The organism is Exiguobacterium sp. HSB13, assembly GCF_056764755.1.
Genome location: NZ_JBUZOM010000001.1, coordinates 1,777,275 through 1,799,862, shown reverse-complemented (window position 1 = coordinate 1,799,862; position 22,588 = coordinate 1,777,275). Strand labels below are relative to the sequence as shown.

The 22,588-nt window shown below is 48.9% G+C and carries 23 protein-coding genes and 1 pseudogene; 21 read left to right on the top strand and 3 right to left on the bottom strand.

The genetic code is table 11. The features are described 5' to 3' along the window. The first annotated feature begins 17 nt into the window (after window positions 1-17). Window positions 18-1,442, top strand: coding sequence for an RNA-directed DNA polymerase (locus tag ACZGCQ_RS09555; protein ID WP_481266105.1), 1,425 nt, complete (start codon window positions 18-20; stop codon window positions 1,440-1,442). Window positions 1,443-1,487: 45 nt separating this feature from the next. Continuing rightward, window positions 1,488-1,997: an N-acetyltransferase family protein gene (locus tag ACZGCQ_RS09550; protein ID WP_481266104.1), complete on the top strand. Its 510-nt coding sequence runs from the start codon at window positions 1,488-1,490 to the stop codon at window positions 1,995-1,997. Window positions 1,998-2,052: 55 nt separating this feature from the next. Here ACZGCQ_RS09550 and hxlR read toward each other — a convergent pair whose 3' ends face one another. Beyond that, complete coding sequence (gene hxlR, locus ACZGCQ_RS09545; protein WP_047393344.1) at window positions 2,053-2,418, bottom strand: transcriptional activator HxlR; 366 nt, start codon at window positions 2,416-2,418, stop codon at window positions 2,053-2,055. 204 nt (window positions 2,419-2,622) lie between these two features. Here hxlR and hxlA point away from each other — a divergent pair, with 204 nt between their 5' ends. The 3 genes from hxlA to ACZGCQ_RS09530 all read left to right on the top strand — a co-directional run bounded on the left by hxlA (window position 2,623) and on the right by ACZGCQ_RS09530 (window position 4,764). Next, window positions 2,623-3,258 (top strand): 3-hexulose-6-phosphate synthase, encoded by a 636-nt coding sequence (gene hxlA, locus ACZGCQ_RS09540; RefSeq protein WP_023469194.1) that lies wholly within the window; start codon window positions 2,623-2,625, stop codon window positions 3,256-3,258. After that, entirely contained in the window at window positions 3,259-3,807 is a 549-nt protein-coding gene (gene hxlB, locus ACZGCQ_RS09535; RefSeq protein ID WP_481266103.1) for a 6-phospho-3-hexuloisomerase, read from the top strand. It abuts the gene before it with no gap. Between the two features lie 186 nt (window positions 3,808-3,993). Next, complete coding sequence (locus ACZGCQ_RS09530; protein WP_481266102.1) at window positions 3,994-4,764, top strand: hypothetical protein; 771 nt, start codon at window positions 3,994-3,996, stop codon at window positions 4,762-4,764. Window positions 4,765-4,802: 38 nt separating this feature from the next. Here the strand turns inward: ACZGCQ_RS09530 and hisJ are convergent, their stop codons facing one another. Beyond that, the gene (gene hisJ / locus ACZGCQ_RS09525) at window positions 4,803-5,597 is read right to left on the bottom strand and encodes a histidinol-phosphatase HisJ (RefSeq protein ID WP_481266101.1); all 795 of its coding nucleotides are present in this window, start codon (window positions 5,595-5,597) and stop codon (window positions 4,803-4,805) included. 122 nt (window positions 5,598-5,719) lie between these two features. Here hisJ and ACZGCQ_RS09520 point away from each other — a divergent pair, with 122 nt between their 5' ends. From ACZGCQ_RS09520 to ACZGCQ_RS09465, 12 genes and pseudogenes are all read left to right on the top strand, one after another. Beyond that, on the top strand, window positions 5,720-6,541 hold the full coding sequence (locus tag ACZGCQ_RS09520; RefSeq protein ID WP_035396343.1) for an ATP phosphoribosyltransferase regulatory subunit: 822 nt from the start codon (window positions 5,720-5,722) through the stop codon (window positions 6,539-6,541). Beyond that, on the top strand, window positions 6,542-7,153 hold the full coding sequence (gene hisG, locus ACZGCQ_RS09515; RefSeq protein ID WP_481266100.1) for an ATP phosphoribosyltransferase: 612 nt from the start codon (window positions 6,542-6,544) through the stop codon (window positions 7,151-7,153). Further along, window positions 7,150-8,367 carry a histidinol dehydrogenase gene (hisD, locus tag ACZGCQ_RS09510; protein WP_035405944.1) on the top strand — a complete coding sequence of 406 codons (1,218 nt, stop codon included), beginning with the start codon at window positions 7,150-7,152 and terminating at the stop codon, window positions 8,365-8,367. The genes hisG and hisD overlap by 4 nt, the downstream gene beginning before the upstream one ends. Then, window positions 8,367-9,338 carry a pyridoxal phosphate-dependent aminotransferase gene (locus ACZGCQ_RS09505; protein WP_481266099.1) on the top strand — a complete coding sequence of 324 codons (972 nt, stop codon included), beginning with the start codon at window positions 8,367-8,369 and terminating at the stop codon, window positions 9,336-9,338. Before hisD ends, ACZGCQ_RS09505 begins: the two co-directional genes overlap by 1 nt. Further along, window positions 9,311-9,892, top strand: coding sequence for an imidazoleglycerol-phosphate dehydratase HisB (gene hisB / locus ACZGCQ_RS09500; RefSeq protein WP_035396348.1), 582 nt, complete (start codon window positions 9,311-9,313; stop codon window positions 9,890-9,892). Before ACZGCQ_RS09505 ends, hisB begins: the two co-directional genes overlap by 28 nt. Continuing rightward, window positions 9,889-10,476 (top strand): imidazole glycerol phosphate synthase subunit HisH, encoded by a 588-nt coding sequence (hisH, locus tag ACZGCQ_RS09495; protein WP_481266098.1) that lies wholly within the window; start codon window positions 9,889-9,891, stop codon window positions 10,474-10,476. Before hisB ends, hisH begins: the two co-directional genes overlap by 4 nt. Beyond that, window positions 10,449-11,153, top strand: coding sequence for a 1-(5-phosphoribosyl)-5-[(5-phosphoribosylamino)methylideneamino]imidazole-4-carboxamide isomerase (gene hisA, locus ACZGCQ_RS09490; RefSeq protein WP_029342450.1), 705 nt, complete (start codon window positions 10,449-10,451; stop codon window positions 11,151-11,153). The genes hisH and hisA overlap by 28 nt, the downstream gene beginning before the upstream one ends. After that, window positions 11,147-11,896: an imidazole glycerol phosphate synthase subunit HisF gene (hisF, locus tag ACZGCQ_RS09485; RefSeq protein ID WP_023469183.1), complete on the top strand. Its 750-nt coding sequence runs from the start codon at window positions 11,147-11,149 to the stop codon at window positions 11,894-11,896. The genes hisA and hisF overlap by 7 nt, the downstream gene beginning before the upstream one ends. Beyond that, a pseudogene (hisIE, locus tag ACZGCQ_RS09480) lies at window positions 11,893-12,508 on the top strand (bifunctional phosphoribosyl-AMP cyclohydrolase/phosphoribosyl-ATP diphosphatase HisIE). Before hisF ends, hisIE begins: the two are co-directional and overlap by 4 nt. 218 nt (window positions 12,509-12,726) lie before the next feature. Then, window positions 12,727-13,386: a PAQR family membrane homeostasis protein TrhA gene (trhA, locus tag ACZGCQ_RS09475; RefSeq protein WP_481266374.1), complete on the top strand. Its 660-nt coding sequence runs from the start codon at window positions 12,727-12,729 to the stop codon at window positions 13,384-13,386. Beyond that, a complete protein-coding gene (locus tag ACZGCQ_RS09470) occupies window positions 13,383-14,057 on the top strand; it encodes a TVP38/TMEM64 family protein (protein WP_481266097.1) in 675 nt (224 codons plus the stop codon). Before trhA ends, ACZGCQ_RS09470 begins: the two co-directional genes overlap by 4 nt. An 84-nt stretch (window positions 14,058-14,141) precedes the next feature. Next, a complete protein-coding gene (locus ACZGCQ_RS09465; protein WP_481266096.1) occupies window positions 14,142-15,059 on the top strand; it encodes a proline dehydrogenase family protein in 918 nt (305 codons plus the stop codon). Window positions 15,060-15,791: 732 nt separating this feature from the next. Here the strand turns inward: ACZGCQ_RS09465 and ACZGCQ_RS09460 are convergent. Beyond that, the gene (locus ACZGCQ_RS09460) at window positions 15,792-16,439 is read right to left on the bottom strand and encodes a class I SAM-dependent methyltransferase (RefSeq protein ID WP_481266095.1); all 648 of its coding nucleotides are present in this window, start codon (window positions 16,437-16,439) and stop codon (window positions 15,792-15,794) included. A 183-nt stretch (window positions 16,440-16,622) separates the two neighbouring features. Between ACZGCQ_RS09460 and ACZGCQ_RS09455 the strand changes: the two genes are divergently transcribed. From ACZGCQ_RS09455 to ACZGCQ_RS09440, 4 genes are all read left to right on the top strand, one after another. Next, window positions 16,623-19,040: a 3-hydroxyacyl-CoA dehydrogenase/enoyl-CoA hydratase family protein gene (locus tag ACZGCQ_RS09455; protein ID WP_481266094.1), complete on the top strand. Its 2,418-nt coding sequence runs from the start codon at window positions 16,623-16,625 to the stop codon at window positions 19,038-19,040. Window positions 19,041-19,057: 17 nt separating this feature from the next. Further along, window positions 19,058-20,248 carry an acetyl-CoA C-acetyltransferase gene (locus ACZGCQ_RS09450; RefSeq protein ID WP_481266093.1) on the top strand — a complete coding sequence of 397 codons (1,191 nt, stop codon included), beginning with the start codon at window positions 19,058-19,060 and terminating at the stop codon, window positions 20,246-20,248. After that, a complete protein-coding gene (locus ACZGCQ_RS09445; protein ID WP_035396370.1) occupies window positions 20,245-22,029 on the top strand; it encodes an acyl-CoA dehydrogenase family protein in 1,785 nt (594 codons plus the stop codon). Before ACZGCQ_RS09450 ends, ACZGCQ_RS09445 begins: the two co-directional genes overlap by 4 nt. A gap of 75 nt (window positions 22,030-22,104) precedes the next feature. Continuing rightward, complete coding sequence (locus tag ACZGCQ_RS09440) at window positions 22,105-22,557, top strand: DinB family protein (RefSeq protein WP_047393402.1); 453 nt, start codon at window positions 22,105-22,107, stop codon at window positions 22,555-22,557. Window positions 22,558-22,588: the final 31 nt, after the last annotated feature.

Genomic DNA, 22,588 nt, shown 5'->3' with positions numbered 1-22,588 from the left:
TTATGGACATAAATCAAATGACATTAAATTACGTAAAAGCAGTCAGCGAAAAGAAAAAGTATAATCTTCAATCCAAAGCTTTGAATATACTTTTTAATAACTCTTCGGATATAGAAAACATAAAAAAAATAAACGTTAGTGCAAAGGAATTCTTTGAAGAAAATAAGAATTTTCAGCTAACAAGAGACTTTTACTTTAAAAAAGATTCATTTACTCCTCGTAATGTACTATTGGTAAGTCCATTATTATATATATATTATACGAATATAGTTTTTAAATTATTTCATAATACATACCTCGTAAAAAATAATGAATTGAATTTTTCTCTTCCGAATATTAATTCATTTTATTCTGGAAATTTAAAATATAGTGTTAATGAAGATGAAAATTTTGAAAATGCTGACTACGGAAAGAGTTTCAATAAATTTCAAAATTTAAAACAGAGTATTTTCGGTAAGTATGTAATAAAGTTTGATATAAAAGATTTTTTTAATTCAATATCAACTCATAATTTAATTAATAAATTAAAAATATACTTTGGTGAAAGTAATACCCATGTACTAGATTTGGAATATTTCTTTAATGAAACTAGATTGAATTATTTGCCTCAATTTCATTACTCCATAGCTTCGTCAATTCTTTCACAATTTTACTTAAGGGATTTTGATAATCAATTTATGAAAACTATTGGATTTAAAGACTTAAACTTGATTCGATTTGTTGATGATATGTTTCTGTATCAAGATAACCCGTTTACACTTAAAGATTTTAACACTATAACTGATAAAGTTAACTCGTTGCTATGGAAAGAAGAGCTAACTTTAAACTTGAATAAAACAAAATTATACGATGATGCTTCAGAGTTTGAGAGAACTTCTAAATTGATTGATTTTGAAGAATATGATTTAGATGGAGATGAAGATTACATTGTAGAGGAATTTATAAGACAGAAAGCTAAAGAAATAATTTTCAACAAAAAATTTTTTAATTTCTTAATGGAATTGAATACCTTATATCAATCAGATGGAATGAACATTCAAAGATATAAAGAGCTACTTAAAACAATAGCAGATGAAGATCACTCTAAAATTTTCAATAATATAATGCATTCAGGGCTTTGGAGAAGGTTGCCCGTCTATGAGATGAAAGAATTGTTAAATAATTGGAATTATATTTACTTCAACCCTTCACAATTTACAATCCTCTTTTTTAAAATCGAAAAATTTTTAAATAGAAAACTAAAAGTAATAGAAAGTGATTATGCTAAAAATTTCGCAACTACTATTTTAAATTTAAATAATCCTACTTTCAGAGAAGTCATATCTATTAATATTTACTTAAGCCAAGGTAGATCACAGAATTATAATTATAATCAACTTTCAAAAGTAGTTTCAAAAGTTGATTATAATTATTTTAAATACATAGACATGTATGTAATTTGATACATTCTACTTTATTTACTAAAGGTAAGAAAGGGATGAACACCTATGATACGACGCGCCACGTTGATGGACGGAAAAGCCTTATCGGACTTGATGCGACGCATTGATCGGGAAACGAAATATATGTTGTATGAGCCGGAGGAACGCGTCTTGTCAACGGAACAGGCGGAGGCGTTCATCGAGAAATTCGGTCAGGCTACGAACTCGGACATCTTCGTCGTGGACGTCGACGAGCAACTCGTCGGGTATGTGCTCGTCGTTGGTGGTGAGCCGAGTCGGATCCGTCACCGCGCGAATCTCGTCATTGGCTTGCTCGATGCCTATACGGGTCGTGGACTCGGTGCGGGGCTACTTGAAGCGGTTGATGCCTTTGCGATTGAAGCGGGACTCATCCGACTCGAATTGACGGTTCGCAAAGATAATCTGCGGGCAATCGAGCTCTATCATAAGTTTGGCTTCAACATCGAAGGAACTCGCGTCGCGTCACTCTTCATCGATGGGGAATACGTTGATGAATTGGCGATGTCGAAGATTTATACAGTGGAAGAACCATAAAAAAGATGCTCAGTGGACTTATCTCTGAAAAGAGACGAGCCCATGAGCATCTTTTTCATTGCGATATTTTATGTTGTTCGAAATCAATCTCCAGGACGTTTTTCGCATAATCCTTACCCCAATCGTACATCGCATCTAAAATCGGCATTAAGCTATGACCGTGCGGTGTCAACGAGTATTCGACCTTCGGTGGTACGACCGGATAGACTTCCCGGTGAATGATGTGGTGGTCTTCAAGTTCACGCAGTTGATTGACGAGCATTCGTTGCGTGATGCCGGGCATCAGACTTTTCAGTTCCCCAAAGCGTTTCGTCCCTTCCTTGCCTAAGTGCCAAAGAATGAGCATCTTCCATTTCCCCCCGATGATCGAGAGGGTTAATTCCTTCTCACAGTTAAACTGACGATCTTCAAAATGTGGCATCAATCCACCTCCTGCTCCAGTATAGTCTTTCTTCCGGTCGACAGTATACTTTTCCACACTATGTATGAAAAACCGCACTATGTAAATTAAAAGTGCGTACTTCTCAAGAATGCTCCTGCGGATTATATTTAGTCCTGTTCCTTCATGAAAGTCCGAAGGAAGTGTCAGGTACGACAATACAGAGAAGAATGGGAGAGGTACAAAATGAAATTACAACTCGCAATTGATTTAGTCGATACAGCAGGTGCGATCGCTTTAGTCAAAGAAATCGGGGAAGACAATTTAGATATCGTCGAGATCGGCACACCGGTCGTCATTAACGAAGGGCTCCGCGCCGTCAAAGAAATGAAAGCTGCATTCCCGAATTTAACTGTCCTCGCTGACTTGAAGATCATGGATGCTGCCGGGTACGAAGTCAGCCAAGCTGTCGCACACGGTGCTGACATCGTCACGATCCTTGGTGCAGCGGAAGACATGTCAATCAAAGGGGCAGTCGAAGAAGCGAAAAAATCAGGCAAACAGATTCTCGTCGACATGATTGCTGTGAAAGATATCGCAACACGGGCGAAAGAACTTGATGCGTTAGGTGTCGACTACATCTGTGTCCACACAGGTTACGATCTCCAAGCAGTCGGTCAAAACTCATTCGAAGATCTCGCGACAATCAAATCGGTTGTGACAAACGCAAAAACAGCTGTTGCGGGTGGCATCAAGATGGAGACGTTACCGGAAGTCATCGCTGCACGTCCTGACCTGATCATCGTCGGTGGCGGGATCACGGGACAAGATGATAAACAAGAGACAGCGTCAACGATGCATCGGATGCTGCAAGAGGCGTAAATGACACATATCCAAACGATTATCAAAGAACTGACCTCGACGGTCGAAGCGATCGATGAGACGGAGACGAAAGAACTGGCAGACGCTGTGCTTCAAGCGAACCGAATCTTTCTCGCAGGAGCCGGTCGCTCCGGCTTGATGGGGAAAGCGTTCGTCATGCGGCTGATGCACATGGGACTCGATGCTTATGTCGTTGGTGAGACGGTCACGGCGAATTTACGCGAGGGTGACGTGTTAATCGTCGGTTCCGGATCGGGTGAGACGAAAACATTGATTCCAATCGTCGAGAAAGCACAGCAACTCGGTGGAACGGTTGCCGTTGTCACGATTAATCCGACGTCGACGTTAGCACTACTCGCAGACTTAGTCGTCAAACTGCCTGGAGTTCCGAAAGAACAAACGGCATCAGCGGATGAGACGGTGCAACCAATGGGCTCGTTGTTTGAACAGACGATGTTGTTGTTCTATGATGCCTTGATTCTACAGATCATGGAAGATAAGCAGCTTGATTCGCAAACGATGTACGGGAAACACGCCAACTTAGAGTGATGCATATGAAACAGATTAGTTCTCTTCAATAGAAGAGAACTAATCTGTTTTTGTCTGTAGATCTTTCGTGTATGAATGCGTATTAATCAGAAATTCTCCTTTACCTCTTTTCGTAATCTTCTTGAAGACTTACTCGCGAAGCATGCGATACTCAAAGAAAGGAAAAAAGAGGAAAAGGAGATTGTCATGCGATTTCAACGGATTGGTGTAATCAGTGCATTATTAGCTGCAAGTATTTTGACCGGTTGTACGGAACCAGACCAAAGTCCACCAGTGAATCAGCTTAGATCACACTGGATCGAGGATAACACTGCTGAAGATGTAAATAATCCCGATGCCATCGTGCAACGCATTAAAGCGAAGGACTTTTCAGAAAAGGATTCGTTTGAAGCGGATTTCCGTCGTCACGTGACGTTTTACTTTAAAGATGGAACAAAAGCGTACCCGACTGAACGCGATATCTGGAGCAGTATCGTTGTCGGAAATCATGCTTACGTGACGCTGCATTATCCAAAAGGAGCAGATCGTCTTGCTGTACTAGAGTATACCAAGCAAGAGAAGAACTGGATGTTAGGAGGCGTCTCATATGACGACGTTCAAAACATTAAGAAGAGTAGTTCTGCTCGCGGCTTGAATTTACCGTTCTCGACATTCCAAGTGATTATGAGTAGTTCGACTCCTAATGGGGACGATAGTGTCTGGTTCTTCCACACGAAGTCCCAAACGATTCTGCTAACCGTCGTTCCGGAGCAAGACGTTCAAAGCAAAAACTGGAAGGAAACAACACTTGCAAACGGACAGACAGCTTATTTCCAGCAGAAACAAAAGAGAACGAACCTCTATTACGTCGAGGACAATCAAATCGTCCTCCTGTCCGGTAACGTGTCGCTAGCACAATTAAAAAAATTAGCACGATCGATTGCTCCTGTCGACGCAGCTGATTTCCCGTATTCTTAAACAGAAAAATCCGGACGCTGCGGCATCCGGATTTTTGTTTACCATTTGAAATCAAAATCAGCACCGACATCTTTTGCGAGGTGTGCATCTGATCCATAGACGAGCGGAATCGATAACGACTGCGTGACTTGCAGGAGTTCTGGGTAAGGATAGGAAAGACCACATAACGGCTTCCGGAGTCCTGCCGTGTTGACGTCGAGTGCGAAGTTCGCCTGACGGATCTTTCGTAACGTGTCGTCGAGGTTGGTTGGATTCGACTCAAGCGGATAAGCTTGGATGAACTTCGTCGGTAACGTCAAGTGACCGAGTCGCTTCGGTTGGTGTGCACCGAGATCCGTCATGACGAGGGCTTGGATGCCTTCATAATAGCGTTCATGGACCGCCGTGACGCTTCCGAGTTTCGTGACGATCTCACCGAAGCTTTCCTTGCTGAAGTCGACGCCGTAATACTGATCATCGATGTATAAGTAATGCAGTGAGAGAATGCCGTCGGTCAAGACGTCAGCATAGCGGGCGATAATGTCACGCGTACCGTCGACATGCCCTTCCCAGTAGTCGAACTCCATCCCGATCCGGATATCAATCTGATTCTTGTATGTCTCGCGGAGTTGTGTCAATTCCTTTAGATAGGCATCGGCTGTCGCAAACGACATTCCGGAATCGTTATCTGGCGCAGGATCCGTCACACCTTCAGGTAAAGGGGCATGTTCCGTGAAGCTGATCCGTTCTAAGCCTTGCTCTAAGGCGCGCTCGATGTAGGCTTCGAGTGGATCCTTCGTACCGTGTGGACAATATGGACTGTGGACGTGACCGTCCCATTTCAATAATTGCATGATGAACCCTCCGATTTTTTAGAATTGGCAAGCAAAGCGATTGACAATGTGCCCGAAACGCGGTATCTTATCGTTAAATAATTTAGCGTGGTACAGTGATAATAAGATAAAGGAGTGGGAGTATGCAATCATTTTCTACGATTCGACTCAAGGATGGAGCGACAGATTACGTTGGTGCCTCGGCAACGCGGCTCCAACAGGTCATCCGTCAGCTCGAAGATGGACTCGAACAATCTAACTATACCCGATTAATCACCCCTTTAATTGAGGAAATCGGTGGACGGGAACAGATTCGAATGGATTTTACGACGAGTGTCGCGCGTGCACTCAGCGAACGTGGTCGCGAACAATATAAACGTGTTTTTTACAGTGGCTCGGTCTTTCAACCGGAAGAGAAGTTCCAGGTCGGGTTCGAGGAACGGGGACAAATCGCAGAAGTCGAAGCAATTCAACTTGCGGTCCGACTCGTCGAGGAACTGACAGGAAAAGAAGTCACACTCTCGATCGGTGATGCCGGTCTAATCGAGCATTTGATCGAGACACGTGTCGGTGATCACCACTTACGCGACCAAGTGACGCAGATGCTGCGTTTACGTAACGTCATCGAACTGAAGCGAATTGCAGGTCAACTCGATGATGCTTTACTCGCGAAACTTCCTTTATTATTCGGACGTGAAGGGGCAGAGACGATCTTACCGTACGTTGACGAAACACGACTCAATGCCGTGCTTGATCTCGCGGAAGCCGTCAATGCCGACCTCGACTTCGGTCAAATGGGCTTACAGACGTACTACGACGGGATCACGATTCACGGTTTCATCGAAGGTGTGACGGAACCCGTCCTCGTCGGTGGACGCTACGACCGGCTTTATGAACAATTCGGACAAGAACAACAGGCGTTCGGCATCGGATTCTCGGTCGAACGGTTGGCGGAGGTGCTCTAAATGCGAATCGGAATTACGAAAGGACGGCTGTCGAAAGCGACAGAACGTTATCTAAAAGAAGCTGGCGTCGAGATATGGGGAGCCATTGAACGCGAACTGATCGTCAAACGGGGCGAGCACGAATTCGTCTTCATGAAAGGATCGGACTTGATTCCGTACGTTGCTCAAGGTGTTCTTGATGTCGCGATCACCGGCAGTGATATCTTACTCGAATCGGATCAAGAACTATCAGAACTCGCGGAATTACCGTTTGGTGTCTGCCGGATGTCGGTCTGCGCGAAGGAGCCTTTGCAATTCGAAGGTGGACGCCGCGTCCGGATTGCGACGAAGTATCCGGTCATCGCGAAACGCTACTTCAGCGAACTCGGTGTCGACGTCGACATCGTACCGTTAAACGGTTCGGTCGAACTAGCACCGTTACTCGGTCTTGCTGACGCAATCGTCGATATCGTCGAGACAGGTGAGACGTTACGGGCAAACGGACTAAACGAATACGAAAAAATCATCGATATTAGCGCTCGATTCTTTACGAGCGAATGGACGTTAAAACGGAAGCGGGTGGAAGTCATCCGCTTGCTCGAGCAATTGACAGAAGGAGTGACACGATCATGACACCGACAAAACCTTTCAGCATCGATCGCGACACGGAGCTCGCGGTCCGCGCGATTCTCGAACGCGTCGCAACAGACGGTGACGCTGCTGTCCGCGATTACACGAACCAGTTCGATCAGGTCGATCTTGAGGATTTCCGTCTCAGTGAAACACGGATCACACAAGCCTTTGAACAGGCAGACGCTAACTTGATCGACTCGTTGAAGTTAATGGCGACACGACTCGTCGAATGGCACGAACAAGAACTGCCGTCTGACATCGAACTCGTCGAAGCAGACGTGACACGACGTCAACGGTTCGTTCCTGTTGATTCGGTCGGGATTTACGTTCCAGGTGGTGCAGCAAGTTATCCATCGACCGTCTTGATGAACGCCATTCCAGCGAAAGTCGCTGGGGTTGAACGCGTCGTCATGGTGACGCCGATGACGAACTTAAGTGACGAGGTGCTCGTTGCAGCACGCATCGCCGGTGTGACAGAAATCTATACGATTGGTGGAGCGCAAGCCGTTGCCGCGCTGACATTCGGAACAGAAAGTATCCAAGCCGTCGATTTAATCGTTGGACCTGGGAACCGCTTCGTCGCCGAAGCGAAACGCCAAGTCTACGGCATCGTTGGCATTGACTCGGTCGCTGGTCCATCGGAAGTTGTCGTCATCGCGGATGAAACAGCGCATCCGGACCGGATCGCAGCGGACTTACTTGCGCAAGCCGAACACGACCGTGACGCTGTCGCGATCGCCTTCGTGCCGACTGAAGAGATGAAACAAGCGGTGGATGCGGAAATCGAACGACGCTTACAACAATTGCCGCGTCAAGAGATTGCCCGTCGTGCGATGGAAAACGGTGGCGTCTTCGTCGCTCCACTCGAAACAGCGATCGAAGAAGCGAATCGCCTCGCAGCGGAACACTTGGAACTTGCCGTTGCCAATCCGCAAGAGGTCGTCAAATCGATCCGTCATGCCGGGATGATTTTCCTCGGTCATGAGACACCGGAAACGCTCGGCGATTATGTCGCCGGAACGAACCACGTCTTACCGACATCCGGCACAGCTCGTTTTGCGTCTGGATTATCAGCGCGGACGTTCCTGCGTCACCAGACGATGCTCGAAGCCACACGCGCAGGCGTACAACGTCTCGCGAACGCAGCGAAGACCGTTGCCCGGGTCGAAGGACTCGAAGCACACGCACAAGCCATCGAAGTGAGGGAAGACTAATGCGATTACACCAAAACGAACGATTCACGACCCACAGTCCAGTCGGGATCGAAGCGATCCAGGAATTGATCGCGACGTTCCCATTAAACGAATATCCAGTCGAGATCATCGATCAAGTCAAGGCGTCGTACGCGACGTACGCCGGTGTCCGTCCGACGCAACTCGTCGCCGGGAACGGCTCGGACGAGTTGATCGGCTACTTATGTGCCCGCTACGGCGGACCCGGCATGCCGGTCATCGCCTCAGAACCAGATTTCGTCATGTACCAGTTCTACGCTGACCGGGCACGGGCACCGTTCGGACGTGTGCCACTACTCGACGAGATGGCGCTTGACGTCGAGGGATTGATCGCAGCTCCTGGTGAGATCATCTTCTTGAGTCACCCGCACAATCCGTCCGGTGTCCTCCGCAAGGAAGCGGACATCCGTCGCTTGCTCGACAGTGGCAAATACGTCGTCATCGATGAGGCGTACATCGACTTCGCGCTCGAACAGTCGATGCTTCACTTACTCGAGCAATATCCGAAAGCGATCATCTTACGGACGCTCTCGAAAGCGTTCGGACTCGCATCGCTCCGACTTGGTTTTGTCATCGCGAGCGAACAAATCATTGAAGAAATCGAACAGATTAAATCACCGTATAACGTCTCTGGTCTATCGGCAGCTGTCGGCATCGCCATCATGGCAGAACCGGAACTCGATCGGGTCTTAGAAGAAACGTACGCGAGCCGTGAAGCAATTGAACGGATTCTCGCGCCAATCGGCAAGACATATCCGAGTTCGGCGAACTTTGTCTACGTCGAGTATCCGGAAGCCGAACGCTTTACGCAGCGTTGTGCTGACGCCGGATTACGGATCCGCTTGTTTGACCAAGCCTTCCGAGTCAGTTGTGGATCACCAGAAGCAATGCAAGTATTAGAAACGTGTGTAGAGGAGGAATTACGATGCGGCGTGGCGCAAGCGAACGAGTAAGTGCAGAGTCAGACATCAAGGTCGAGGTCGATCTCGCAGGAGGTCCGGTTGAGATTAAGACCGGTGTCGGGTTCTTTGATCATATGTTGACGTTATTCGCCTTCCAGGCCCGGATTGGTCTGAAGGTAACAGCAAAAGGTGATACGTGGATCGATGCCCATCACACAGTCGAAGATACAGCAATCGTTCTCGGGGCAGCATTGACGGAAGCGCTCGGTGATAAAGCCGGGATCGAACGTTATGGTGAATCGCGTGTACCGATGGATGAGACACTTGCGTCGGTCGTCCTTGATTTCAGCGGTCGTCCGTTCACCGTTTTCCGTGCTAGTTTCAAGAATCCGAAGCTCGGTGACTTTGATACAGAACTCGCAGAAGAGTTCTTCCAAGGCTTATCACGGAGTGCCCGGATGACGATTCATGCCGAAGTCTTATATGGTTCGAACACCCACCACATGATCGAAGGCTTATTCAAAGCACTCGGTCGGGCCGTCCGTCAGGCAGTCGCCGTGACGAGCGAAGGCGTACCGTCTACGAAAGGGTTGATTGATCAATGATAGCAATCGTCGATTATGGCGTCGGAAATATCGCGAACGTCGAGCGGGCGTTAAAGGAGCTCGGCGAAGCAGTCATCGTCACGAGTGACACGGAGTTGCTCGACCAAGCGGAAGCACTTGTCTTACCGGGTGTCGGTGCTTATGCCCCAGCAATGGAGCGCTTGAAAGAAACGGGACTGGTCGACTTCTTAAAAGCACAAGCCGAAAAGAAGCCGTTCCTCGGGATTTGTCTCGGGATGCAACTGCTGTTTGAATCGAGTGACGAAGATGGACTGACGGAAGGTCTCGGCATCTTACCGGGAACAATCGAAAAATTACCGAGCGACGTCCGCTTGCCACACATGGGCTGGCACCAACTGACGAACCACGGCGAAGCCGTCTATTTCGTCCACTCGTACGGTGCTGTCTGTGATCCAGAATGGATCGTCGATTCGGTCGAATACGGACGTCTCGTCCCAGCAATCGTCCAAAAAGGACAAGTCACCGGAATGCAGTTCCACCCGGAAAAGAGTGGCGAAGTCGGATTGAAACTACTGAAGGAATGGAGAGAGACGACATGCAACTCTACCCAGCAATCGATTTAATGAGCGGACAGGCGGTGCGCCTGAAGCAAGGAGATTTTGACCAACAGACATTCTTCGGTGATGCACTGACGATCGCGAAGCGCTTCAAGGAAGATGGTGCGACAGCGATCCACCTGATCGATCTTGACGGCGCGAAAGCCGGCGAACCGTTACACTTGAATTTGATCGCCGACATTAAAAAGGAAACCGGTTTGTTTGTCGAAGCTGGTGGTGGTGTCCGTAACATCGAGACGGTCGAAGCATACGTTGGTGCCGGAATCGACCGGATTCTCGTCGGCACGGTCGCCCTAGAAGACGAAGCGTTACTCGAGCAGATGATTGCTCTCGCTGGTGATAAACTGGCTGTTGCCTTGGATGCAAAAGAAGGCATCGTCCAGACACGAGGTTGGCTTGAAGCGAGCGGTTGGACGCTCGAAGAGGCAATGACGCACTTGATTGGTAAAGGCATCAAGACGTTCCTGTATACGGACATTTCGCGTGACGGAATGATGATGGGACCAGATGTTGATGGACTCGATCGGTTGAAACGGGAAGGGGTCGAATTGATTGCTTCCGGTGGTGTGACGACAGTTGACGACGTCGCGCGTCTCAAAGAAATTGGGATGGATGGAGCTGTCGTCGGTCGGGCATTGCTCGACGGATCACTCGCCTTAAAAGAGGTGCTACGCGTATGTTGATGAAACGAATCATTCCCTGTCTTGACGTCAAGGAAGGTCGTGTCGTCAAAGGCGTTAAATTTCAGAACTTACGTGATCTTGGTGACCCGGTCGCCGTCGCAAAATACTATTACGAGCAAGGAGCAGACGAACTCGTCCTGCTCGATATCTCAGCAACGCAAGAAGGGCGCGAGACGATGCTTGATATCGTCGAACGCGTCGCAGAAGTCATCTACATGCCGTTTACGGTTGGTGGCGGAATCAAGACGATTGAAGACGCCAAACGGTTGATTCGTGCCGGTGCTGACAAAGTTTCGCTCAACTCGTCGGCACTCCAAAACCCACAACTGATTCAAGAAGTCAGCCGCCTGTTCGGTGTCCAAGCGACGGTCGTCGCGATCGATGCCAAGCAGACCGGCGACTCATGGGGTGTCTTCTCACATGGTGGCACACAACCGGTCGGACGTGACGCGATCGAGTGGGCACAGGAAGCCGTTGCGCTTGGTGCCGGTGAGTTGCTCGTCACGTCGATGGACGCTGACGGCACGAAGGACGGCTATGACCTCGCCTTGATCCGTCGTCTGCGTGAAGTCGTCAACGTACCGATCATCGCTTCCGGCGGTGTCGGGACACTCGATCACTTGGCGGAAGGGTTGGAAGCAGGAGCTGACGCAGCCTTAGCTGCTTCGATCTTCCATGAAGCGACGTACACGATGCCGGAAACGAAAGCCTACCTCAAAGAACGGGGAGTCGAAGTCCGATGACGACATTGAATTTTTCAAAAGGACTCGTCGCTGCTGTCGTCGTCGACGAGCAGACGAACGATGTCTTGATGGTCGGCTTCATGGACCAAGCCGCTTATGATAAGACGCTTGCGACCGGTCTCGTCACCTTCTTCTCGCGGACGAAGAATCGTCTCTGGACGAAAGGCGAGACGAGCGGGAACACGCTTGAACTCAAACGGATGTGGATCGATTGTGATCAAGATAGTCTCTTGATCACGGTCAAAGCGAACGGTCCAACATGCCATACCGGAAATCGCAGTTGTTTCTATACGGAAGTGGAGGTGCCCGATGTTATACGAACTGGAACAGACCGTCAAAGCGAAGATTGAGGCGAAGGAAGCAGAATCCTATACGAACTATTTGATTGCTTCCGGGTACGAGAAGATCGCGAAGAAATTCGGCGAAGAGGCGTTTGAAGTCGTCCTCGCCGGGAACGATACGTTAGCAGAAGAGACAGCAGACTTGCTGTATCACTTAACGGTCTTGCTTGCTGACCGCGGTGTCTCATTCAAAGAAGTCGAAGCGGTTCTCAATGAACGTCATGGAACAAAATCGACGTTTAAGGATCGCCCAGATATTGAACAGTGGTAAGGCATATCCACATCGCTTAGGCGGTGTGGATTTTTGTATGAGCGGGAAAAGACAATCAGATGACGGTTGTCATCAAATCGACAGAATGTTTCGATAGGCATGCTGTCGCATGAGGGCGTATAATCAAAAGCATAGTCCTTTGTTTTTAGAAAGTAGGTGTTCGATTGGTTACGAAAAAAGAAATCAAGCAAACGATCAAACAACAATCCAAGGAAACGATCGAAGAGCTGCTCGCAAAAGGGGATTCCTTGAAAGAGGAAATCGCCAGTGCCATCACTCATGGTCTCGGTGTCATCTTCAGTATCGTCGCGCTCGTGCTGTTAATTCTGCAGGCGACGAAATCCGGGAGCGCTTGGAACATCACCGCTGTCAGTATCTTTGGGGCAACGATGATTCTGCTTTATCTGTTCTCGACCTTGATGCACTCGCTGATGCACACGAAAGCGAACAAGGTCTTGCAAATTTTAGATCACGCCGGTATCTACCTCTTGATTGCCGGGAGTTATACACCGTTCGCTTTGATCACACTCCGTGGTCCGCTCGGTTGGACATTGCTTGGCATCGTCTGGGGTGTCGGGACGCTCGGCATCATCTGGAAGCTCTATTCGACTGGTAAATACGTCTGGATTTCGAATGCGTCTTATCTGATTCTTGGCTGGTGTTGTTTATTTGCAATCAAGCCAATCTATGAAGCGCTCGGGTTCCAAGGATTCTTACTCCTGCTCGGTGGTGGACTTGCGTACTCTCTCGGCGTCATCTTCTACGTTTGGGCACGTTTGCCGTATAACCACGCGATTTGGCATCTGTTCGTCCTTGCGGGCAGTGTCCTGATTTTCCTCTCGATTTTCTACTACGTTGCTCCGGCGACGATGTCATGAAAAAACTACGACTCCGGGACTGGCTCCCGCTTACGTTGTATTTTATGTTTGGTCTTGGATTGCTCCTGTACTTCCGAATATCTGGAATGCTGGAGCAATTCGACATTCAAGCGTTGTCTGATTGGGTACGGGATCAAGGTCTGACCGGGATGTTGCTTTACGTCCTCGCCTACACCATTCGACCACTTGTCTTTTTCCCGGCTAGTTTACTGACGTTGTTTGGCGGCTATACGTACGGTCCGTGGCTCGGGACAGTACTTGATGTCATTGGCGCCGGTACTGGTGGCTTGCTCAGCTTTTGGATCGCCCGTTTGCTCGGTCGCCGTGGGGTTGAGAAGTTGATCGGAAAAGGGAAGATACAGGGGCTCGACGAACGGATCGCGACGAATGGATTTCTCGTTGTCTTAGTCGTCCGGTTGATTCCGTTGTTTCCGTTTGACGCAATCAGCTATGCGTCCGGATTATCGAAAATCCGCTTCAAACAGTTCGCGATCGCCAACTATCTCGGGATCATTCCCGGTGCGTTCGTTTACAACAATATCGGCTCAAGTCTTCGTGATCCATTCTCCTGGCAATTTTTCGTTGCGATTGGACTGTATGTCTTATTCTTTGCTGTAGGACTTGTTGCCCAACGGATTCTCAAAAATAAACGAAATAAAGAGCGTATGTAAGCGCTTTATGGCATAATATGAATGCAGAGATGTGAACCGATACGGTAAAACAGCCTAGCATTTATTTAGGGGGAATCATGAGTGATGGAAAAAGTACTACGGGATGGTTTTATCTTCTTATCGCAAAACAAGACATTGAACGGTCTCGCCAAGCGATACGGGCTTAAATTCGGAGCAAGTCGCTTCGTGGCAGGGGATTCATTGGAAGCATCGAAACGGGCGATCCAGGAATTGAACGCAAAAGGGTTATGCGTCACGATGGACCATTTAGGGGAGTTCATCTCGACGGTGGCTGAAGCAGAGATGATGACACAAGAATGTATTCGTGCGGTTGAGATGATTGCGGAAGAAAAATTAGACTCGCAACTCTCGTTGAAACTGACATCACTCGGACTCGATATCTCGGACGACTTGATCCGTTCGAACATGGAACGGATCTTAACACGAGCGAAAGAACTTGGTGTCTTCGTCACAATCGACATGGAAGATGAGCCACGTTGTGAAAAGACGATTCAATTGTTTGAAGAATTGCGCCAATCTTTCGATAACATCGGAACGGTCATCCAGTCGTACCTCTATCGGTCGGAAGATGATATCAAACGCGTCGGACGCTTCGAGACGAATCTCCGGATCGTCAAAGGGGCATACAAAGAGCCGGCAACGGTGGCGTTCCCAGAGAAAGAAGACGTTGACTACAACTACATCAAGCTCGTGAAGTTACAATTATCACTCGGAAACTATGCTGCCGTCGCAACGCATGACGATGCGATGATCGAGCAAGTTATCCGTTACGCTAAAGAAAACGGGATTGAAAAAGACCAGTTCGAATTCCAGATGTTATTCGGTATCCGTGTCGAGCGTCAACTCGAACTCGTCAAACAAGGCTATAAAGTCCGTGTCTACGTCCCTTATGGACGTGACTGGTACGGTTACTTCATGCGCCGCTTAGCAGAACGACCGGCAAACGTTGCCTTCGTTCTTAAAGGGATGGTTAAAGGATAAGAAAAGAAGGCGATGCAATGTTGCATCGTCTTTTTGTATGCAGAATGCATAGTATACCGGACGTTCCTGGCATCTTCGCTTTCCTCAGGCGGGAAGTAAGCCGCGGCATCTCACATTCCATGTGATTTGCCGGGTCTTCCTCTTCCCTGACGGAAGCATGGTTCATGCTTCCTTTTCCTGTAGGAGTCGAATATGCCCGGTTCGTCCTAAATAAACTAAACTCAAAAGCGATCGATTCCATTGACGGAAATCGATCGCTTTTGAGTTCTTTGGATAACAAATGAGTGCATTCTCCTCACATGTCTTCACCCGACTCCTACAGGAAAAAGCGCGACGTTTTATCGCGCTGTCAGAGACAAACAAGACCCGGATTCGTCATCCGAGGGATGAGGAAGACTGGCTTGTGTCTCGCCTGGGGAAAGCGGGTGAGAAGACAGTGAGGTGAATAGTGCGTTACATCGATCATTTCGCATCATGGCCAAATGATATTACCTAGAAACACCATCCCAGCAAATAAACCAATCATTAAGAAGACAGTAGTTTGTGGTTGGAAACGTTTCTCCCGATAACGCCGAAATAAACGGTCCCCCAATGCCTGTATACAGAATAAGAGACCAATAAAGAGTAGGAAGAATTGCCATCTTTCTAGAACATCGAGAGCATCAATGTAAAATAAAAAAACAATACATAAAGCTATTAATATAGACGTATAAAAGGTACTGTGTGACATATTTATCTCTCCCTCACAGCCGTCGTCTGAAAAGCAAACAAACACGAGAAGGCATGGGCTTGATCAAGTAACCGATGTCCCGTCATGACGGCACCTTCTTTTTGAATGACCGCTTCATCAAGTAGCGTCCAGCCACGTTCTTTTGCTAGTTGCAACAGTTCCCACGGCATCATCGTATTCCCCATCGCGACTTCCTCACCGTAGAGACGACGATAAGCAAGTTGCCGTGGTGCAGCTGTCGGACCAAGTAGACTGATGATGACAAGCGGGGCGACGCGTTCGATTTCTTGCAGCACTTGAACGGGACGTGTCGACCATTCGAGTGAGTTGACGGCGAGGACGACATCAAACGCATGATCGGCGAACGGTAACGCTTCACCCGTCCCGACGATAAACGTCTGCTCGGGTGACTTCTCACGGGCAATCCGGATCATCTCGTCTGAGACATCAAGTCCGACTGTCTGAAAGTCCGGTGTCAGTAAGCGACAAGCTGCACCATCACCGCAACCGAGATCAAGCAAACGACCACCGGTGATCGTTTTTCGTAAGAAGGGTAAAATCGTTTTGCGGCTGCCGTTCGTCCACATATCGTCAGCGCGATCCGCCCAGTCAGCAGCTTTTTGATTCCATACATGCTCGGTTTGACTCATTTGCATCCACTCCTTTTTATCAGTCTAACAGGAAAATTTGTCCATTGACTGATTTTTTATTGCTACTGAATCATTATTCATTTATGATGAAGATGTAGAAGAAGCACACGAAAGTCGTTCGGCTTCTTTTTTTGTCAGTATAATGAATGGTTGTTCATTCAATTTAAACTCAGGGGGTATATCATGGCGAGTCAAATCGGTCAGCCGACCACAATCCAGTTGACGAAACACATCCAATTCGCCGTCATCATCGGTTCAGGGGTGATGGGTGCGGGCATCGCGGCACATCTTGCGAATGCTGGCATACGGACATTGATGCTTGATATCGTACCAAAAGAACTTACGGCACAAGAAGAGAAGCAGGGCTTGACGCTGAGTGATCCGCGCGTCCGTTCCCGCATCGCACGCGATAATCGCGAAAAACTCTTGAAACAAAATCCAGCACCACTCGCGTCGAAGAAATTGATTGACTTCATCGAGGTCGGAAACTTAGAAGACGATTTAGAGCGTCTAAAGGAAGCGGACTGGATCGTTGAAGTCGTCGTCGAACGACTCGATGTTAAACAGCAATTGTTTAAAACGATCGAACCGTTCATTCGGGAAGACGCGATCGTCAGCTCGAATACATCGGGCATCTCGATCGAAGCGATGCGTGAAGGACGCTCGGAATCGTTCAACCGTCGTTTCCTCGGGACACACTTCTTTAATCCACCACGTTATCTGAAGTTGCTTGAGTTGATTCCAACGTCAGACACGGATCCGAGTGTCGTCGACTTTATGAAACAATTCGCAGAGGAACGACTCGGGAAAGGTGTCGTCATTGCGAAGGACACACCGAACTTCATCGGTAACCGAATCGGGACATATGGTCTCCTCGTGACGATGGATGAGATGAAAAAAGGTGGCTATTCGATCGGGGAGGTCGATTCGGTCACAGGTCCACTCCTTGGTCGCCCAGGGTCAGCGACATTCCGGACACTTGACGTCGTCGGCATCGACACATTCGTCCATGTCGCAAACAACGTCTATGACTTGTTGCCTGAAGGCGAAGAGAAGGAGACGTTCGCGGTTCCGGCTGAGATGCGTCGCCTTGTTGAACAAGGATCACTCGGTGCGAAGACGGGTCAAGGGTTCTACAAGAAAGTCGGAAAACAGATCCTGGAACTTGATCTCGAGACATTTGAGTACGTTGAAAAGAAAGCGCTTACTGAACCGTCAATCGGACAAGCCAAAGCACTTCCGGGCGCAAAAAACAAGCTGAAAGCCGTCGTCTTCGCGCAAGATCGTGTCGGTGCTTTACTCTGGCCGATCCATGCGAAAACATTGCTCTACTCGGCTCAGCTGACGGGAGAGATCGCAGACGACATCAAAGCGATCGATGAAGCAATGAAATGGGGCTTCGGCTGGAAGATGGGACCGTTCGAGACATGGGACGCACTCGGCGTCGAGAAAACGGTCGCGAAAATGAAACAAGACGGTTACACGGTACCGGCATGGGTCGATGAGATGCTCGCAGCAGGAAAAACGAGTTTCTATGATGCGTCGGGTCGTCATTATGACGCAACGACACAAGACTACGTCGGAGCAACGGTCAATCCGAAGGAAATCCGCCTCCGTGATGTCCGGAAGTCAAACGGTGTTTTACTAGAGAACAACGGAGCGCGCTTGCTTGATATCGGCGACGATGTCGCAGTCCTCGAGTTCACATCGAAGAGCAATGCAATCGGTGTCGACATCATGCAGATGATCGAACAGTCAGTCGATCTCGTTGAGAAAAACCACCGTGGTCTCGTCATCGCGAACGATGGCAAGAACTTCTGTGTCGGTGCGAACCTAGCGATGATGCTGATGGAAGCGGAAGATGAGAACTGGTTCGAACTCGACTGGATCATCAACAAGTTCCAACAATCGATTCAAAAGATTCGCTATGCATCGCGTCCAATCGTCGCTGCACCGCAAGGAATGACGCTTGGTGGCGGTACGGAGATCTCGCTACCGGCAGCTCGTCTGCAAGCGGGACTTGAAACGTACATGGGTCTCGTCGAAGTCGGTGTCGGTCTGATTCCAGGAGGAGGCGGAAACGTCAACACGTACCGTCGACTGTTAGAGAACACACCGGACGGACTCGTTAATATCGAAAAAGCAGCGCAAAAGACGTTCGAAAACGTCGCGATGGCAAAAGTCTCAAAATCAGCCTTTGAAGCACGCGAACTCGGATATGTCCGCTCCGTTGATCAGATCTCGATGAATCGGGATCACTTGACGTATGATGCGAAACAACTTGTCCTTGAACTGGACCGGACTGGTTACACGGCACCAGCGAAAGCGAAGATTCCAGTCGTCGGTCGTGCGGGGAAAGCGACGCTTGAACTCGCAACACGCGAAATGTTCTACGGTGGTTATATCTCGGAACACGATTTAAAAATCGCAAGTAAACTGGCACACGTCATCGCAGGCGGAAATGTCGCCTTCGGTAGCCATGTCGATGAACAGTATATGCTCGACATCGAACGGGAAGCATTCTTGAGCCTGATCGGTGAGTTGAAGACACAACAACGGATGCAGCACATGCTCGTAAAAGGCAAGCCGCTTCGTAACTGAGGACTGGGGGGATTCGGATGAAGGAAGCAGTAATCGTCGCCGGTGCACGGACACCGGTCGGAAAAGCAAAAAAAGGCGCATTCAAGTCGATGCGCTCGGATGAATTAGCAGGCATCGCCATCCAGGAAACGTTGAAACGGTCCGGTTATACGGGAGCGGTTGATGACGTCATCCTCGGATGTGCCTTACCGGAAGCAGAGCAAGGGATGAACATCGCCCGCTACGCTTCAGTCCTCGGTGGATTATCACATGAGGTACCGGCGATCACGATCAACCGGTATTGCTCAAGTGGACTACAATCGATCGCTGATGCAGCGATGAAGATCATGACGGGGCAAGCAACTGCGGTCGTTGCTGGTGGACTCGAATCGATGAGTCAAGTTCCGATGCCGGGTCACGTCGTCCGACCTAATCCGTCGATCGTCGACACGGCACCAGAGTACTACATGAGCATGGGGCATACAGCGGAGCAAGTCGCTGCGACCTATAATGTCTCACGGGAAGATCAAGATGCCTTTGCCTTGAAGAGTCACCAAAAAGCGGCAGCAGCAATCGCGGCCGGTAAGTTCGTCGAAGAGATCGTCCCGGTAACGGTGACGGAACAATTCGTCAACGATGAACTGAAAATCGAAGAGAAGACATTCGTCGTCGAGCACGATGAAGGCGTTCGTCCGGATTCGTCACCGGAAGGTCTCGCGAAACTTCGCCCAGCGTTCCGTCTTGGCGGTAGCGTTACGGCAGGGAACTCTTCGCAGACGTCAGACGGTGCCGCTGCCGTCCTCGTCATGGAACGAGAAGAAGCAGAACGCCGAGGATTACCGATTCTCGGTAAGTTCAAATCGTTTGCGGTCGGTGGTGTCCGTCCAGAAGTGATGGGAATCGGACCAGTCGTCGCGATTCCGAAGGCACTTGACCTTGCAGGCATCACGCTTGAGGACGTCGGTCTGATTGAGTTGAACGAAGCGTTCGCTTCGCAGTCACTCGGTGTCATCCGTGAGCTTGGATTAAACGAAGACATCGTCAACGTCAACGGTGGAGCGATCGCCCTCGGTCATCCACTCGGTTGTACAGGAACAAAACTCACATTGACACTCTTGCATGAAATGAAACGCCGGAATGTCCAGTATGGTGTCGTCTCGATGTGTATCGGTGGCGGAATGGGCGCAGCAGGTGTATTCGAACTAGTTGAAGGAGGAACAGGACAATGAGCCAAACGACAAACGAATTAATCAAAGGTGGCAGTTTCGTATTAGATGAGTTAGCACCAGAACGTCTCTTCACACCAGAGGATTTCTCGGAAGAACACAAAATGGTCGGTGACATGACAGCGAAGTTCGTCGAAGATCGTGTCGTTCCAGTTCTAGACCGGATCGAAAAACATGAGTTCGAATTGTCGGTCGGTCTCCTCCGCGAAGCAGGCGAGCTTGGTCTACTCGGCGCAGACGTTCCGGAAGCATACGGCGGCTATCAGATGGATAAGATTTCGTCTTCAATCATCACGGAGAAGTTCGCACGTGGCCGTTCATTCGCCCTCAGCTACGGCGCACACGTCGGAATCGGTTCATTGCCGATCGTCTTCTTCGGTAACGAAGAGCAAAAGCAGAAATACTTGCCGAAACTCGCTTCAGGAGAATGGATTGCTTCGTACGCATTGACAGAGCCAGGCTCTGGTTCGGATGCTCTCGGTGCTAAAACGACGGCTGTCTTGAATGAAGCTGGTACGCACTACATCCTAAACGGTGAAAAACAATGGATCACAAACGCTGGTTTTGCAAGCTTGTTCGTCGTCTACGCAAAAATCGACGGTGACAAGTTCACAGCCTTCCTCGTCGAAGGATCGTATCCAGGCGTCTCGACAGGCGTCGAGGAGCAGAAGATGGGAATCAAAGGGTCATCGACACGGACGTTGATCTTACAAGATGCAGAAGTACCAGTCGATAACGTCCTTGGTGAGATCGGACGCGGTCACGTCATCGCCTTCAACATCTTGAACGTCGGTCGTTACAAATTAGCTGTCGGTGCTGTCGGTTCGTCAAAACGGGCGATCGATCTCGCAGTCCAGTACTCGAACGAACGGAAACAGTTCAAGACACCAATCAGCTCGTTCCCATTGATTCAAGAAAAACTCGCGACGATGGCAGCACAGACGTATGCGATGGAGAGTTCGGTCTACCGGACGGGTGGTCTGTTCCAAGACAGTCTCGATCAGTTGTCTGAAGAAGAGAGCAAGGACGGTAAGAAAATCGCCGATGCAATCGCGGAGTACGCGATTGAATGCTCGATGAACAAAGTCTTTGCTTCGGAAACATTTGATTATGTCATCGATGAAGCGGTTCAAATTCACGGTGGCTATGGCTTCATGGCAGAATATGAAGTCGAGAACATGTACCGTGATTCGCGGATCAACCGAATCTTCGAAGGAACGAACGAGATCAACCGTCTCCTCGTCCCAGGAACATTGCTGAAGAAAGCGATGAAAGGCGAGTTGCCGTTGCTTGCGGAAGCACAGCGTCTGCAACAAGAAGTGATGAGCTTCATGCCGACCGAAATCGGAACGGCACCACTTGATCGCGAACGCCACTTACTCGCGATGATGAAGAAAATCTTCTTGTTGACTGCCGGAACAGCGGTCCAGAAATACCAGGACAAACTCCAAGGGGAGCAAGAAATCTTAGCGAACACAGCCGACATCATGAGTGCGATTTATGCGCTGGAGTCAGCAATCGTTCGGACGGACAAAGCGATTGCCGACAAAGGGATCGAGAAGAGCGAACTGAAAGTCCGTTACACGGAAGTCTTCGCGCAACAAGCATTCGAAGCTGTCGAACGTGACGCGAAAGAGACACTCTACGCGGCAGCAAGCGGCGACGAACTCCGGATGTTGCTCTCAGCGCTGAAAAAATTCAGTCGTTATCAGCCAATCAACGTCATCGGTACGAAACGCGATATTGCAAAACGTCTCATCGAGTCAAACAAATATACGGTCTAAGTCAGGTTTACCGCTTCGCCTTTGCAGGGAAAATCTCTGTAAAGGCGAAGTTTTTGGTTGGAGGAGGAAAACGAGATGCGCCAAGAATTGGTTGAACTGCAATTTGCGATTGCCTACTATCAATCCCTTGAACGTTTGACGCCGGAAGAGTGGGATCTGCCTCTCGCCCTTAACAAGTGGACCGTCCTTGAGTGCGTCAGTCATCTGTATTTATGGGACCGGTTTTATTACGATCATGCCATTTCGAAATTACCGGACGAACCGTTGACACTCGTCGAGACGGATTTTGATCAGTTCAATCGACTGGCGGTCGAATATGCGCATCATATCGATCCGCTTGCTTTGTTGAAAAAAGCGATCAGTGTCCGGCGTGACATCGTCAATCACCTTGATCGTCTGTCTGACGAGCAGTTTGAAGCAACCTATGAGGATTTCCGACCACTTACATTCGTCGAGTCGTTCGTTGCCCATGACGCCCATCACCAAGATCAGATTGACGGGGCGCTCGCACGCTTGAAGCAGAAGTGATCCATCTGCTACTCTTGAAGGTGAGGTGAGG

Bases quoted from the DNA above. Each gene is read 5' to 3' on its own strand.
- ACZGCQ_RS09460 (WP_481266095.1), bottom strand. From the start codon at position 16,439: ATGAGTCAAACCGAGCATGTATGGAATCAAAAAGCTGCTGACTGGGCG.
- ACZGCQ_RS09440 (WP_047393402.1), top strand. From the start codon at position 22,105: ATGCGCCAAGAATTGGTTGAACTGCAATTTGCGATTGCCTACTATCAA.
- hisG (WP_481266100.1), top strand. From the start codon at position 6,542: ATGCGAATCGGAATTACGAAAGGACGGCTGTCGAAAGCGACAGAACGT.
- ACZGCQ_RS09470 (WP_481266097.1), top strand. From the start codon at position 13,383: ATGAAAAAACTACGACTCCGGGACTGGCTCCCGCTTACGTTGTATTTT.
- ACZGCQ_RS09450 (WP_481266093.1), top strand. From the start codon at position 19,058: ATGAAGGAAGCAGTAATCGTCGCCGGTGCACGGACACCGGTCGGAAAA.
- ACZGCQ_RS09555 (WP_481266105.1), top strand. From the start codon at position 18: ATGACATTAAATTACGTAAAAGCAGTCAGCGAAAAGAAAAAGTATAAT.
- ACZGCQ_RS09550 (WP_481266104.1), top strand. From the start codon at position 1,488: ATGATACGACGCGCCACGTTGATGGACGGAAAAGCCTTATCGGACTTG.
- hisB (WP_035396348.1), top strand. From the start codon at position 9,311: ATGCGGCGTGGCGCAAGCGAACGAGTAAGTGCAGAGTCAGACATCAAG.
- hisD (WP_035405944.1), top strand. From the start codon at position 7,150: ATGACACCGACAAAACCTTTCAGCATCGATCGCGACACGGAGCTCGCG.
- ACZGCQ_RS09530 (WP_481266102.1), top strand. From the start codon at position 3,994: ATGCGATTTCAACGGATTGGTGTAATCAGTGCATTATTAGCTGCAAGT.
- hxlR (WP_047393344.1), bottom strand. From the start codon at position 2,418: ATGCCACATTTTGAAGATCGTCAGTTTAACTGTGAGAAGGAATTAACC.
- hisJ (WP_481266101.1), bottom strand. From the start codon at position 5,597: ATGCAATTATTGAAATGGGACGGTCACGTCCACAGTCCATATTGTCCA.
- ACZGCQ_RS09505 (WP_481266099.1), top strand. From the start codon at position 8,367: ATGCGATTACACCAAAACGAACGATTCACGACCCACAGTCCAGTCGGG.
- ACZGCQ_RS09465 (WP_481266096.1), top strand. From the start codon at position 14,142: ATGGAAAAAGTACTACGGGATGGTTTTATCTTCTTATCGCAAAACAAG.
- hxlA (WP_023469194.1), top strand. From the start codon at position 2,623: ATGAAATTACAACTCGCAATTGATTTAGTCGATACAGCAGGTGCGATC.
- hisH (WP_481266098.1), top strand. From the start codon at position 9,889: ATGATAGCAATCGTCGATTATGGCGTCGGAAATATCGCGAACGTCGAG.
- hisA (WP_029342450.1), top strand. From the start codon at position 10,449: ATGCAACTCTACCCAGCAATCGATTTAATGAGCGGACAGGCGGTGCGC.
- hisF (WP_023469183.1), top strand. From the start codon at position 11,147: ATGTTGATGAAACGAATCATTCCCTGTCTTGACGTCAAGGAAGGTCGT.
- ACZGCQ_RS09445 (WP_035396370.1), top strand. From the start codon at position 20,245: ATGAGCCAAACGACAAACGAATTAATCAAAGGTGGCAGTTTCGTATTA.
- ACZGCQ_RS09455 (WP_481266094.1), top strand. From the start codon at position 16,623: ATGGCGAGTCAAATCGGTCAGCCGACCACAATCCAGTTGACGAAACAC.
- ACZGCQ_RS09520 (WP_035396343.1), top strand. From the start codon at position 5,720: ATGCAATCATTTTCTACGATTCGACTCAAGGATGGAGCGACAGATTAC.
- hxlB (WP_481266103.1), top strand. From the start codon at position 3,259: ATGACACATATCCAAACGATTATCAAAGAACTGACCTCGACGGTCGAA.